11 protein-coding genes are annotated in these 13,532 nt (G+C 71.2%); 3 read left to right on the plus strand and 8 right to left on the minus strand.

Annotated elements, in window-relative coordinates; genetic code table 11:
• Positions 1-710 precede the first annotated feature (710 nt).
• From uvrC to rsgA, 4 genes are all read right to left on the minus strand, one after another.
• Positions 711-2,699, minus strand: a complete 1,989-nt coding sequence (gene uvrC, locus ABZU25_RS27415; RefSeq protein ID WP_355032243.1) for an excinuclease ABC subunit UvrC — start codon at positions 2,697-2,699, stop codon at positions 711-713.
• A gap of 156 nt (positions 2,700-2,855) precedes the next feature.
• A complete protein-coding gene (locus ABZU25_RS27420) occupies positions 2,856-3,347 on the minus strand; it encodes a Rieske (2Fe-2S) protein (protein ID WP_355032244.1) in 492 nt (163 codons plus the stop codon).
• Between the two features lie 358 nt (positions 3,348-3,705).
• Positions 3,706-6,651 (minus strand): excinuclease ABC subunit UvrA, encoded by a 2,946-nt coding sequence (gene uvrA / locus ABZU25_RS27425; RefSeq protein WP_355032245.1) that lies wholly within the window; start codon positions 6,649-6,651, stop codon positions 3,706-3,708.
• 386 nt (positions 6,652-7,037) lie between these two features.
• Positions 7,038-8,108, minus strand: coding sequence for a ribosome small subunit-dependent GTPase A (gene rsgA / locus ABZU25_RS27430; RefSeq protein ID WP_355032246.1), 1,071 nt, complete (start codon positions 8,106-8,108; stop codon positions 7,038-7,040).
• Between the two features lie 179 nt (positions 8,109-8,287).
• Between rsgA and ABZU25_RS27435 the strand changes: the two genes are divergently transcribed.
• Positions 8,288-9,004: a maleylpyruvate isomerase family mycothiol-dependent enzyme gene (locus ABZU25_RS27435; RefSeq protein WP_355032247.1), complete on the plus strand. Its 717-nt coding sequence runs from the start codon at positions 8,288-8,290 to the stop codon at positions 9,002-9,004.
• A 7-nt stretch (positions 9,005-9,011) separates the two neighbouring features.
• Positions 9,012-9,665, plus strand: a complete 654-nt coding sequence (locus ABZU25_RS27440) for an MBL fold metallo-hydrolase (protein ID WP_355032248.1) — start codon at positions 9,012-9,014, stop codon at positions 9,663-9,665.
• A gap of 138 nt (positions 9,666-9,803) precedes the next feature.
• Here ABZU25_RS27440 and ABZU25_RS27445 read toward each other — a convergent pair whose 3' ends face one another.
• The gene (locus ABZU25_RS27445) at positions 9,804-10,412 is read right to left on the minus strand and encodes a VTT domain-containing protein (RefSeq protein ID WP_355032249.1); all 609 of its coding nucleotides are present in this window, start codon (positions 10,410-10,412) and stop codon (positions 9,804-9,806) included.
• A 102-nt stretch (positions 10,413-10,514) separates the two neighbouring features.
• Positions 10,515-11,210 (minus strand): 50S ribosomal protein L11 methyltransferase, encoded by a 696-nt coding sequence (locus ABZU25_RS27450; RefSeq protein ID WP_355032283.1) that lies wholly within the window; start codon positions 11,208-11,210, stop codon positions 10,515-10,517.
• A gap of 181 nt (positions 11,211-11,391) precedes the next feature.
• On the opposite strand from ABZU25_RS27450, the gene ABZU25_RS27455 reads away from it, so the two are divergent.
• The gene (locus ABZU25_RS27455) at positions 11,392-11,595 is read left to right on the plus strand and encodes a cold-shock protein (RefSeq protein WP_007462771.1); all 204 of its coding nucleotides are present in this window, start codon (positions 11,392-11,394) and stop codon (positions 11,593-11,595) included.
• Positions 11,596-11,644: 49 nt separating this feature from the next.
• Here ABZU25_RS27455 and ABZU25_RS27460 read toward each other — a convergent pair whose 3' ends face one another.
• Positions 11,645-12,925, minus strand: a complete 1,281-nt coding sequence (locus tag ABZU25_RS27460; RefSeq protein WP_355032250.1) for an MFS transporter — start codon at positions 12,923-12,925, stop codon at positions 11,645-11,647.
• Positions 12,922-13,497, minus strand: coding sequence for a helix-turn-helix domain-containing protein (locus ABZU25_RS27465; RefSeq protein WP_355032251.1), 576 nt, complete (start codon positions 13,495-13,497; stop codon positions 12,922-12,924). The genes ABZU25_RS27460 and ABZU25_RS27465 overlap by 4 nt, the downstream gene beginning before the upstream one ends.
• Positions 13,498-13,532 lie beyond the last annotated feature (35 nt).

Genomic DNA, 13,532 nt, shown 5'->3' on the forward strand with positions numbered 1-13,532 from the left:
GACCCGGCGGGTGTTCCCGGGGGCCGACGGCCACGGGGATGTAACCGCGGCGACCCGGCGGGTGTTCCCGGGGGCCGACGGCCACGGGGATGTAACCGCGGCGACCCGGCGGGTGTTCCCGGGGGCCGACGGCCACGGGGATGTAACCGTGGTCAGCTGGCGGGTGTTCCCGGGAGCCGACGGCCACGGGATGGTGACCGCGGTGACCTGGGGGTTGCCGCACGCCACGACCCGAGGTCGCGGCGGCATGCCAGGTATAACGACCCCGCCCCACCCAAGATTCCGCGACCGGGGTAACCCCGACCACGGGACACCCCCGGCAAACCAGACACCCACCCCACAACCGCAGGCGTGAACCCGACACCACGCCCAGCAACCCACACCGAACACGATTCAAGATCTGAGCAATATCAGGGATAGTGCTGCCTCAGATCGCAGCGAGGCAGCACTTTCCCTGATGTTGCGCGGATCTTGGGACCGGGGTGGTGGTACCGGACGCCGCCACCGGCACACCCGGGATGGCGTAACCCCCAGGATCGCGCTCGATCCAGGAAACAGGTCCCTCGCCGTGCGGACGAGACCACTACAACCAGGACCGAGCACGATCATGTGCGCCGCGACTGACCGCCGAGAGACGAGGGCGACGAAAGGCAAGGGCGACGAAAGACGAGGACGGCGAGAGACTAGGACGGCGAGAGACGACGGCGACGTCAGGTGCCGGGGGTCGCTTCCGCGTTTTCGTCGGTCTTCGTGTCCTTGTCGAGGGCGGCCAGGATCGCCTCGGCGGTACGTCGACCCACCCCGGGCACCTCGGTGATCTCCTCGACTGTCGCGGCGGAGAGCCGCTTGAGGGACCCGAAGTGGCGCAGCAGTGCCTTGCGCCGCACCTCCCCGAGGCCGGGCACGTGGTCCAGCGCCGACTCGGTCATCCGCTTGGATCGGCGCTGCCGGTGGAAGGTGATGGCGAACCGGTGGGCCTCGTCGCGGACCCGTTGCAGCAGGTAGAGCCCCTCCGAGGTGCGTGGCAGGATGACCGGCAGCTCGTCGTCCGGGAGCCAGACCTCCTCCAACCGCTTGGCCAGTCCACACAGCGCCACGTCGTCGATGCCCAGGTCGGCGAGGGCCTGCGCGGCGGCGGCGACCTGTGGGGCACCGCCGTCGACGACCACCAACTGCGGCGGGTACGCGAATTTCCGCGGCCGGCCGGTGGTCGGATCGATCAGGACACCGACCTGAGGCTCCACCGCATCCTCCGGGGCGGCCGCGTCGTCGGCCGACTCCACCCCCACCTCGCCCGTCTCGGCCCTCGCGTCCAGGTATCGGGCGAAACGCCGGCGGAGCACCTCGGACATGGCGGAAAGGTCGTCGGTGGCACCCCGGACGATGAACCGCCGGTACTCGCTCTTGCGGGGCAACCCGTCCTCGAAGACCACCATGCTGGCAACCACGTCGGTGCCCTGGATCTGGGAGATGTCGAAACACTCGATGCGCAGCGGCGAGGTGCGCATGCCCAACGCCTCGCTGATCTCGTCCAACGCCTTGCCCCGGGTGGTCAGGTCACCGGAACGCTTCAGCTTGTGCCGGGCCAGCGCGTCCTTTGCGTTGCGCTCCACCGTCTCCATGAGTGAGCGTTTGTCGCCGCGCTGCGGCACGCGCAGCGACACCCGGCTGCCCCGGTGGTCGGAGAGCCACTCCGCCAGCGCGTCGGCGTCGGCGGGCAGCTCGGGGACCAGCAACTCCCGGGGCACGTCGGTCTCGCCCTGCTCGCCCCCGTACACCTGGGTGCAGAAGTGGTGCACCAGGTCGCCGGTGGTCAGGTCCTCGGTCTTCTCCACCACCCACCCCCGCTGGCCGCGGACCCGGCCGTCGCGAACGTGGAAGACCTGCACGGCCGCCTCAAGCGGATCGTCGGCGAACGCGACCACGTCGGCGTCGGTGCCGTCGCCCAGCACCACGGTCTGCTTCTCCATGGCCCGGCGGAGCGCCGCCACGTCATCCCGCAGCCGGGCGGCACGCTCGAACTCCAGCTGCTCGCTCGCCTCGGTCATCTCGCGCTCGATCTTGCGGACCATGGTGTCGGTGCGCCCGGCCATGAAGTCGCAGAACCCGTCGACGATCGCGCGGTGTTCGTCGGCGGAGACGGTGCCGACGCACGGCGCCGAGCACTTGCCGATGTAGCCGAGCAGGCAGGGACGGCCGACCTGGCCGGCCCGTTTGAACACACCGGCCGAGCACGTCCGGGCCGGGAACACCCGCAGCAACAGGTCGAGGGTCTCGCGGATGGCCCAGGCATGCGAGTACGGACCGAAGTAACGCACCCCTTTGCGCTTGGCGCCGCGCATCACCTGCAACCGGGGGTATTCCTCGTTGAGGGTGACGGCCAGGTAGGGGTACGACTTGTCGTCGCGGTAGCGGACGTTGAACCGGGGGTCGTACTGCTTGATCCAGGTGAACTCGTGCTGGAGCGCCTCGACCTCGGTGCCGACGATGATCCAGTCCACCGACTCGGCGGTGGTGACCATCTGCCGCGTGCGCTCGTGCAGATTCCAGACGTCGCCGAAGTAGGAGTTGAGCCGGCTGCGCAGGTTTTTCGCCTTGCCGACGTAGATCACCCGGCCGGTCCCGTCGCGGAAGCGGTAGACCCCCGGTGACTCCGGGATGGTGCCGGGTGCGGGACGGTAGGTCGAGGGGTCAGCCACGCCAACAAGCCTAGTCCGCACCACCGACAGCCCGTTGCAGGCGCTAGATCCACTCGGTTTTCCGGGAAGTCGGGGTGTCGGCAGCCGCGGACACCCCGACTTCCCGAAACGCGAGTCGATCATGCGGTGGGGGCGCTGGCCGCTCCCCCAGGTCGGTCAGGCCAGCGAGATCTGGTCCCCGGTGACCTTGATGTCCCTGGGGGGCAGCGGCTTGGTGGCGGGGCCGGCCTTCACCGAGCCGTCCTCGATCGAGAACTTGCTGTTGTGGCAGGTACAGTTGATGGTGCCGCCGTCGACGTTCGTGACCGGGCAGTTCTGGTGCGTGCAGATCGGGCTGAAGCCCTTGAACTGGCCGGCTACGGGCTGGGTGATGACCACACCCTGGGTGGCGAGGACCTTGCCGCCACCGACCGGGATGTCGGCGGTGGTGGCCAGCGACTGCGCGCCCTGCCGGTCGCCGCCGCCCGCGTCACCGGTGCTGGGCACCGCCGGGCCGCCACTGGTGGGGGCACCGCTGCCACTGCCGCCGTCGCCGTCGTCACTGCCGCAGGCAGCCAGGACGACGGCCGCGCCGACCGCCCCGACGCCGGTGAGCAGGGTGCGACGTGTCTGCGTACCCGGACCGGTCAGCGCCTGATCGTCACTCATGCCTCGCCTCTCTCTAGCCCGCCGCGCCGGTCAAGAGCCGGCCACACATTGTCCACACGAGCAACTGTGCCGGATGGTTCACCGTGGCATCCGTTCGAACCGGAAATGGGACGAGGCGGACCCCGGTCGATGAGCCCACCTCGTAACGGACACCACGAGCCCAATCGTGGACCCCGCGCACGGCAGCCCGACCGGACCGCGGCGCACACAAGCCGACCGGGACCGCCGCGCACGGAAGCCCGGCCCCGCGCACGGAAGCCCGGCCCCGCGCACGGCAGCCCGACCGGACCGCCGCGCACAAAAACCGGGGGGACCGCCGCGCACGAAGCCGACCGGGACCGCCCTCGGGAGATCCAGGTCAGCGCGCGGCGGCGGGCGCCTTGCGGCTCGCCCGCGCCTTGCTCACGCCGTTGGCCTTGGCCGCCCGGGTGGTGGCGGCCGCCGCGCCCTTGGCTTTGCCGTCGAGCTTGAGCACCTGGCGCAGGAACTCGCCGGTGTGGCTCTCGGCCACCTCGGCGACCTCCTCGGGGGTGCCGGTGGCGAGCACGGTGCCGCCCCGGTGACCCCCCTCCGGACCCATGTCGATCAACCAGTCAGCCGTCTTGATCACGTCGAGGTTGTGCTCGATGGTGATCACCGTGTTGCCCTTGTCGACAAGCCCTTCCAGCACCATCAGCAGCTTGCGGATGTCCTCGAAGTGCAGACCGGTGGTCGGCTCGTCGAGCACGTACACCGTCCGTCCGGTGGAGCGCTTCTGCAGCTCGGACGCGAGCTTGACCCGCTGCGCCTCGCCGCCGGAGAGGGTGGGCGCGGGCTGACCGAGGCGTACGTAGCCCAGGCCGACGTCGACCAGGGTCTTGAGGTGCCGGTGGATGGCCGGGATGGCGGAGAAGAACTCGGCGGCCTCCTCGATCGGCATCTCCAGCACGTCCGAGACGGTCTTGCCCTTGTAGTGCACCTCCAGGGTCTCCCGGTTGTACCGGGCGCCCTTGCAGACCTCGCAGGGGACGTACACGTCGGGCAGGAAGTTCATCTCGATCTTGATGGTGCCGTCGCCGGAGCACGCCTCGCAGCGCCCACCCTTGACGTTGAAGGAGAACCGACCCGGGCCGTACCCGCGAACCTTCGCCTCGGTGGTCTCGGCGAAGAGCTTGCGGACGTGGTCCCAGACCCCGGTGTAGGTGGCCGGGTTGGAGCGTGGCGTCCGGCCGATCGGCGACTGGTCCACGCCGACGACCTTGTCCACGTGCTCCAGACCGGAGACCCGCGTGTGCCGGCCCGGCACCAGTCGGGCGCCGTTGATCTGATTGGCCAGCACGGCGTACAGGATGTCGTTGACCAGCGTCGATTTGCCCGAACCGCTGACCCCGGTGACCGCGATGAGCTGGCCCAGCGGGAACGAGACGGTCAGGTTACGCAGGTTGTGCTCACGCGCGCCGTGCACCACCAGCTCCCGGGCCGCATCCTGCGGGCGGCGCGTCGACGGCGTCGGGATCGACCGACGCCCGGACAGGTACGCCCCGGTGATCGACTCCTTGTTCTTCAGCAGTGCGGGGACCGAGCCGCTGTGCACGATCTTGCCGCCGTGCTCACCCGCGCCGGGCCCGATGTCGACGATCCAGTCGGCGGTGCGGATGGTGTCCTCGTCGTGCTCCACCACGATCAGCGTGTTGCCCAGGCCACGCAGCCGGATCAGCGTCTCGATCAACCGGTGGTTGTCGCGCTGGTGCAGCCCGATCGAGGGCTCGTCGAGCACGTAGAGCACGCCCACCAGGCCGGAACCGATCTGGGTGGCCAGCCGGATGCGCTGTGCCTCGCCGCCGGAGAGTGTGCCGGCCGGCCGGTCCAGGGAGAGGTAGTCCAGACCGACGTCGAGCAGGAACCGCAGCCGGGCGTTGATCTCCTTGAGGACCCGCTCGGCGATCAGCTTCTGCCGGTCGGTCAGCTCGATGCCGGCGAGCAGGTCGGCGCACTCCCCCACGGACAGGTTGCAGACCTCGGCGATGCTCTTGCCGGCCAGGGTGACCGCGAGCACCTCGGGCTTGAGCCGGGCACCGCCGCAGGCCGCACACGGCACGTCGCGCATGTAGCCCTCGTACTTGTCGCGGGACCACTCGGACTCGGTGTCGGAGTGCCGGCGCTCGATCCACTGCACCACGCCCTCGAAGCCGGTGTAGTAGGAGCGCTCGCGGCCGTACTTGTTGCGGTAGCGCACGTGCACCTGGTCGTCGGAGCCGTGCAGGATCGTCTTCTGCGCCCGCGCCGGCAACGCCCGCCACGGGGTGTCGACGTCGAAGTGCTGGGCCTCGCCGAGAGCCTCCAGCAGGCGCAGGAAGTATTCCAGGTTGTGCCCGGTGGCCCAGGGCAGGATGGCGCCCTCGCGCAGGCTGCGCTCCGGGTCGGGGACCAGCAGCTCCGGGTCGACCTCCTTCTTGGTGCCCAGGCCGGTGCACTCCGGGCAGGCGCCGTAGGGCGCGTTGAAGGAGAAGACCCGGGGTTCGAGATCCTCGATGGCGAGCGGGTGGTCGTTGGGGCAGGCCAGGTGCTCGGAGTAGCGCCGCTCCCGGTCCGGGTCGTCCTCCGGCAGGTCGACGAAGTCGAGCAGCACCAGCCCGCTGGACAGGCCCAGGGCGGCCTCGACCGAGTCGGTCAGCCGCTGCTTGGCGCTCGCCTTGACGGTGAGGCGGTCGATCACCACCTCGATTGTGTGCTTCTCCTGCTTCTTGAGCTTCGGCGGCTCGGTCAGCGGGTGCACCACGCCGTCGACCCGGGCCCGGGCGTAGCCCTTGGCCTGCAACTCGGCGAAGAGGTCGACGTACTCGCCCTTGCGACCACGGATGACCGGCGCGAGCACCATGAACTTGGTGCCCTCGGCCATCGCGAGGACCCGGTCGACGATCTGCTGCGGGCTCTGCCGGGAGATCCGCTCGCCACAGACCGGGCAGTGCGGCTCGCCGATGCGGGCGTAGAGCAGGCGCAGGTAGTCGTAGACCTCGGTGATGGTGCCGACGGTAGAGCGCGGGTTGCGCGAGGTGGACTTCTGGTCGATGGAGACGGCGGGGCTCAGGCCCTCGATGAAGTCGACGTCTGGCTTGTCCATCTGGCCGAGGAACTGCCGGGCGTACGACGAGAGCGACTCGACGTAACGGCGCTGCCCCTCGGCGAAGATCGTGTCGAAGGCCAGGCTCGACTTGCCCGACCCGGACAGCCCGGTGAACACGATGAGTGCGTCCCGGGGCAGGTCGAGACTGACGTCACGCAGGTTGTGCTCGCGCGCGCCACGGATGATCAGTCGGTCGACCACGGTGCGTGTACTCCCGGGAGAAGACGAAGCGAAGGATCTGTCCCGCTCTGGGTGTTCTGAGCGGTCGTGCGGGCGCGGAAAACACGCCTCGGCAACTCTAGCCCCGAGGTATGACAGTTTCCCCCGCCCGCACATTCCCCCAGCTCAGCCCGGTCGGCCGCATCGGAGCACAGCCTCCCCCGCGCCGGGCACGAACGCCGCCGCACACCGCCCGCAAGCGCCGCGCACACCCCCGGCAAGCACCGCCACACGCCGCCGCCCGCAAGCACGGCCACACGCTGCGGCCGCAAGCGCAGCCACACGCTGCCGCCCGCAAGCACAGCCACACGCCGCCGCCCGCAAGCGCCGCCGCACGCCCGCCGACAAGCGCAGCCACACGCCGCCGCTCAGTACCCCCCGGGCGTCGGGGGCCGGGCAGCCCGTCGCCGGGCCGAACGCCACCCGCCGCGCCGCTCCGCCGCCACCCGCGCCTCCCGCCGCCGGCTCTCCTGGGCGACCTCGCCCTGCAGCCGCCGCCAGCTTTCCCACCGGCGGGTGGGGAGTTCGCCGGTCTGCAGCGCCTCGCGGACCGCGCAGGCGGGCTCGCCGTCGTGGCCGCAGTCGGCGTACCGGCAGCCCTCGGCCAGCCCGGCGATATCCGCGAACGCCCGGTCGAGCCCGACCGCGCCGTCCAGCAGGCCCACCGCACGTACCCCTGGCGTGTCGATCACGGCCCCACCGCCGGGGATCGGTACGAGCGCCCGCCAGGTGGTGGTGTGCCGACCCTTGCCGTCGACGCGCCGGATCGCCTGTGTGGGCATCATCACCGCCCCGACCAGGGCGTTGACCAGGCTCGACTTGCCGGCGCCGGAGGGCCCGAGCAGGCCGAGCGTGCGGCCGGGCGTCACCTCGGCGCGCAGCGGGTCCAGCCCGACGCCACGTTCGGCGCTGACCGGCAGCACCGGCACCCCGGGGGCGACCGCGGCAAGCTGGCGGGCCAGCGCGGCCGGGTCGGCCGCGAGGTCGGCCTTCGTCAGCACGACCAGTGGCCGGGCACCGGACTCGTGGGCCAGGGCGAGCAGTCGCTCGATCCGGCCCACGTCCGGCTCGGGGTGCACCGGCTCGACCACGGCGACCGCGTCGAGGTTGGCGGCCAGCACCTGGCCGCTGGCGTCCTTGCCGGCGGTACGGCGGATCAGCGCGCCCCGCCGCGGTAGTACCGCCTCCACTGTGACGCGGCGGTCCGGCCAGTGGGTGAGCAGCACCCAGTCTCCGGCGCACGGCAGCGCCGACGGGTCCCGGGCCGCGGTGGCCAGCACCGCGCCGCCCAGGCTGGCCCGGACCGGGCCGGTCGCCGTGAGCACCGTGCAGACCCCCCGGTCGACCCGGGCCACCCGGCCCGGGTGGTGCTCGCCGCGTCGCGCGGCGTACGTCGCCCGCTCGACGTCCCAGCCGAGCGCGGTCAGATCGATCGTCATGGCATCCTCATCGGTGTCGGAGCAGGTGATGGCTGAACACGCGTACCACGTCCGGCATGATCACCACCTCCGTCCGATGTCCCGGTGCCGCGTCTGCCGCTGACGGTAGGTCGCACGCCGACGCGCCGAAAGCGATTTCCCCGGCGACGGCGCGGGCGGCGGACCGCTAGGGTCGACGGGTGACCACGGATCCGCTCCTGCTGATGGGCGAGGTGGACGCGGCCACCAGCCGACTCCTGCGTACCGCAGCGTCTTTCGACGCCACCGACCTGGCCGCCGCGTCGCTGCTGCCGGGCTGGACGCGCGGCCACGTGCTGGCGCATCTGGCGCGCAACGCCGACGGCTTTGTCAATTTGCTCACGGCGGCCCGCACCGGCGAGGCGCTGCCGATGTACGCCTCGCTGGCGGCCCGCACCACGGACATCGAGACCGGCTCGGGCCGGCCACCCGCCGAGCACCTGGACGATCTGCGGCGCACCGCCGACCTGTTCGCCGAGGCGGTCGCGGCGATGCCCGCGCAGGCCTGGGCGGCGACGGTGCAGGCGCGTAAGGGCCCGTGGCCGGCCGCGCTGCTCGTGTGGGGTCGGCTGCGCGAGATTGAGGTGCACCACCTCGACCTGGCCGCCGACTACCGACCCGCGGACTGGTCGGAGACGTTCGCCCACCGGCTGCTGCGCGAGGTGGCCAGCCACCACGCCACGGGTCCGACACCGCCGTCGTTGGTGCTACGCATGGACGGCAGCGAGCACGAGGTGGTGATCGGGGACCGCGTCGGCGCTCCGATCGTCTCCGGTGCCGTGCCCGACCTCGCCGCCTGGCTGATCGGCCGTGCCGACGGCGGCCCGCTCTCCGTCACTCCCGACGGCCCCCTGCCTACTCCACCGGAATGGATATAGAAGCGCCATGACTTATAGCGGAGACGTCACCCACGGCGGCGCGCCGGCGGTGCGTGAGCTGGACGGGCTGACCATCAGCAAGCTGTCGGTGGGTCCGATGGACAACAACGCGTACCTGCTGCGCTGCACGGGCACCGGTGACCAGGTGCTTATCGACGCCGCGAACGAGGCGCCCCGGTTGCTGGACCTGATCGGCGACGGCGGGCTCACCGCCGTGGTGACGACCCACCAGCACATGGACCACTGGGTGGCCCTGGAGGAGGTGGTCGCCAAGACCGGCGCGCGGGCCCTGGTGCACGCCGACGACGCGGACGGGCTGCCGATCGAGGCGGAGCGTCTCGGCGACGGCGACACCGTGCCGGTCGGCGACTGCGCGCTGGAGGTCATCCACATCAAGGGGCACACCCCGGGCTCGATCGCACTGCTCTACCGCGACCCGGCCGGCACCCCGCACCTCTTCACCGGGGACAGCCTTTTCCCAGGTGGTGTTGGAAACACGGACCGGGACCCGGAGCGCTTCGCCGCACTGATCGACGACGTCGAGCACAAGCTGTTCGACCAACTTCCGGACGACACCTGGTTCTACCCCGGCCACGGCAGCGACAGCACCCTGGGAGCGGAACGCCCCGCCCTCCCCCAGTGGAAAGCAAGAGGCTGGTAACCCAGCACCCCACGAAATACCAAACGCCGACCGTTCACCCTGAAGATCTATTACCCAGCGGCGGGCGCGGCACGACCGCACGAGTCGGAACCACGACGGGGGCGGGGCCTGCCCCAGCCCCCGCCCAGCAACCAGAACTCAGCCAGCCACCGCGAACAACCGCCGCCGTGCCCCCAGCAGCACGACGGAAGCCAGCAGCATCCCGACTCCCATGGTCACCAACAGCGGACTGGGATCCCCCGGCAGCAGCCCGGCCAGCGATCGGGACGCGGTGCCCAGCGCGAGGTAGAGACCAGCCCAGGCGGCGGCGCCGAGCGCCGCGCAGCCGAGGAATCGCCGGTACGACATCCGTAGCCCGCCGGCGGCCAGCGGAAGCAGCGCGTTGAACACGGGCAGGAACGGCGCGACGACCATCATCCGACCGCCACCGCGACGCAGGATCCCCTCCGCGGCTGTCCAGCGCGCCTCGCCGATCCAGCCGCCGATCCGGCTGTGGCGCAGCCGCTCGGAGTAGCGCCGGCCGATCAGGAAGCTCAGCGACCAGCCGGCCAGGCAGCCGACCAGCACCGCGGTGAAGGTCGCCAGCCCGGTGGTCGGGCGGCCCACCCCGACCGCGGCCAGGATCGCCACGTCGCCGGGGACCAGGACACCCAGCAGGGGTACGGCATCGAAGAGCATGACGAGGCCGAGCGTGCCCATCAGCAGCAGAACGGGTAGTTCTCCGATCTGTGCCAGCCATTGCGTCATGCTCCGTACGCTATGGCCACGGCACCACGTCGGACATCCGGTTTCAGCCCCCAGGCCCCCCTGGTGTCGGTCTAGGGGTCGTCCCTGAGGTGGCGTCCGCACTCAGCAGGGTCGCAGCACCTGCACGCGGCGTAGCGACGAGTCGACCGAGGGTTCGGTGGTGGGCACCGGATAGTCGGCCAGGACCGTCAGGCGGTCCGCCGGTAGATGCCCCCGGCCGGGGTCGCCGACCAGCACCTCGGCGCCCCTGGCGGCGGCCCTCTGCAGGAAGGGCAGCATCTTGTCGGCCATCGCGCGGTCGTAGAAGACGTCCCCGGCGACGACCAGTTCGGCGTCCGTGTCGGTGTTGTCGAGCAGGTCGTCCCCGGTGACGTCGACGGCGACCCGGTTGGCCCGCGCGTTGAGGGTGACGGCCGCGACGGCGTACGGGTCGATGTCGTTGGCGACCACCTCCGCGGCACCGGCCAGCGCGGCGGCGATGGCCACCAGTCCCGACCCGGAGGCGAGGTCGAGCACCCGACGACCGGCGGCCAACTCCGGGTGGTCCAGGAGGTGGCGGGCCAGGGCCTGGCCGCCGGCCCAGGCGGACGCCCAGTATGGCGCCGGCAGGGCGTGCCCGGCGGCAGCCTCCATCCGAGCCCACCAGACGATCGCGTCCTCGGCCAGGTACAGCCGCACCTCGGGAACGAACGGGGTGGGCACCAACCGGAGCCGGTCCAGGCCGGCGCCGGGCGCGTCGATCTCGCGCTCCAACTCGGTCAGCACGTCGGCTGCGGCACCTCTCATCGGCGCAAGCATGCCCCAGCGGCGGGTGCTCGGGGCAGGTTTCACCTCCCGGCGCGCAGAGTTCACCCGACTTCACACAAAGACCTACGGCACTTCGGCCAGCGGATCGGGGTTTCGCCCGTTACTGTCGGACAGGTACGGGCGATCATCGGCCAGAGGCCGAGGGTCAGCCGCTTTGAACAGGGAGAGATGCATGGCAACCGGCACGGTTAAGTGGTTCAACTCGGAAAAGGGCTTCGGTTTCATCGAGCAGGACGGTGGAGGGCCGGACGTGTTCGTCCACTACTCCGCCATCGCCTCGAGCGGCTACCGGGAGCTCAACGAGGGCCAGAAGGTCGAGTTCGAGGTGACCCAGGGGCAGAAGGGTCCGCAGGCGGACAACGTCCGCCCGATGTAGCTCCGTGCCGGTGACGGCGGCTGGTTCTCCAGCCGCCGTCGCAGCGCACTCAAGACGCCGCCGGGGCGGCGGGCAGGTCCCGCCGCCTCCGGATCGGCCCGATCAACAGAATCAACGGGGTGAGCGCCAACCAGGCGGTCATCACGAATATTGCTGTCCTGACGCCGTAGCGCGCGCCGAGCGCACCGGCCAGCACGGCCGCCAGCGGAATCGTGCCGTAGTTGAGCAGATGCATGCTCACCGTCACCCGGCCGAGCAGGTGGTGCGGCGTGTAGGTCTGTCGGAAGGTGCCCTTGACGACGTTGCCGATGGCCACGCCGAGGCCGATCAGCAGGCCGCCGAGGGCTGGCCAGGCCAACCCGAGGCCGGGTGCGGCGAGCGGGATGAGCAGCGCGGGCGGGCCGGTGAACGCCGCAGCGATCAGCAGCGCCCGCGCGGTGCCGCAGCGCCGGCCCAGCGTGGTGGCGAGTAGCGCCCCGATGATCCCTCCGGCGCTCATCACGCCGACCAGCGCGCCCACCAGGCCCGGTTCGAGCCGAAGCTCCCGGACCAGGAAGACCACCAGAACGGCCTGGTAGCCGGTCAGCCCGATGTTGCTGGCCGCGCCGAAGACCGCCAGCACCCGCAGGTACGGGTCTCGGGCGACGAAGCGCAGCCCCTCGGCGATGTCCCGGCGCAGTGAGCGGGACTGGTCCGCTCGGCGTACGCGCGGTTCGACGGTGCGGATCCGCAGCAGGAGGATCGCGGAGGCCAGAAACGTGAACGCGTCCAGCACCAGCGCGGCGACGGCACCGGTGAGCTGGGCGATCAGGCCGGCGAGGCCGGGTCCGACGACGTAGCTCACGGTTTGGGTCGCCTCGAGTTTCGCGTTGCCCTCCGGCAGTTGCTCGGGTCGCAGCAGCACCGGCAGGTACACCTGGTCGGCGGTTTCGAAGAAGACCCGCGCGGCACCGGTGCCGAGGGCGACCACCAGTAGGTGCGCCACGGTGAGCCGGCCCAGCACGGCGGCCAGGGGGACGCTGAGGAAGGCCAGTGCGCAGAACAGGTCGCACACCACCATCACCGACCGCCGGGGCAGCCGGTCCACCCAGGCGCCGGCGGGCAGGCCGATCAGCAGCCAGGGCAGCCAGGCAGCGGCGGTGAGCACCGCCACCTGGAAGGTGCCGGCATCGAGCACGGCGACGGCGACCAGCGGCAGTGCGACGGTGGTGACGTTGCTGCCGATGCTGCTGACGGCCTGACCGGCCCAGAGCAGCCGAAAGTCCCGGTGTCGCAGCAGCCCGCCCCGTGGACGGACCGTCCCCGGGTCGGTAGGGGCGACAGCCGTCACGGTCGGGCCGGAATTCCGTGTGCGAACACGAACACGGGCTGTCGTTCGTGGCCGTCCTCGGGCGGCGGACGGTCGGCCCAGCGGGCCAGCAGGTCGGCCACGTCGCGGCTCAGCTCGAACAGTTCGTCGGGGGTCAGGTGCAACCACCTGTCGGTGGAGAACGGGCCGTCCTGCCAGGCGGCGTGCGCCGTGTCGTCGGCGGCGTGCCAGGCGCGGGCCAGTGCGACGTGCCGGTCGAGGTTGAGCGAGGTGGCGGCGTCGGCGACCGCTCGGGCGGCCGGGTCGGCGTCGAAGTCGCTGCTGGACCAGCTCAGCCCTCGGGTGACCAGCCTCCACCACCGCTCGCGCCGGTCCCGGGCCAGCTCGGGGGCCTCGGTGACCAGGTCGGCGGCGGCGAGGACCTTGAGGTGGTGGCTGACGTTCGCCGGCGCCTGGTCGGTGCGCTCGGCGAGCAGGCCGACGGTCGAGGGCCCGTGCACCTTGAGCACGTCCATCAGCCGGCGACGCAGCGGGTGGACCATGGCCGCCAGCACCCGCGAGTCGGTGACGTGGCGTACGTCGGGGGTCTCCATGCCGCCATGATGCCATCCGCAACAACTCTTGCGCA

This window comes from Micromonospora sp. NPDC005215, from assembly GCF_040607915.1.
Classification (GTDB): domain Bacteria; phylum Actinomycetota; class Actinomycetes; order Mycobacteriales; family Micromonosporaceae; genus Micromonospora.

Coding starts and splice junctions, on each gene's coding strand:
- rsgA (WP_355032246.1), bottom strand. CDS start 8,108: ATGACGATCGATCTGACCGCGCTCGGCTGGGACGTCGAGCGGGCGACG.
- ABZU25_RS27440 (WP_355032248.1), top strand. CDS start 9,012: ATGACTTATAGCGGAGACGTCACCCACGGCGGCGCGCCGGCGGTGCGT.
- ABZU25_RS27445 (WP_355032249.1), bottom strand. CDS start 10,412: ATGACGCAATGGCTGGCACAGATCGGAGAACTACCCGTTCTGCTGCTG.
- ABZU25_RS27450 (WP_355032283.1), bottom strand. CDS start 11,210: ATGCTTGCGCCGATGAGAGGTGCCGCAGCCGACGTGCTGACCGAGTTG.
- ABZU25_RS27455 (WP_007462771.1), top strand. CDS start 11,392: ATGGCAACCGGCACGGTTAAGTGGTTCAACTCGGAAAAGGGCTTCGGT.
- ABZU25_RS27465 (WP_355032251.1), bottom strand. CDS start 13,497: ATGGAGACCCCCGACGTACGCCACGTCACCGACTCGCGGGTGCTGGCG.
- ABZU25_RS27420 (WP_355032244.1), bottom strand. CDS start 3,347: ATGAGTGACGATCAGGCGCTGACCGGTCCGGGTACGCAGACACGTCGC.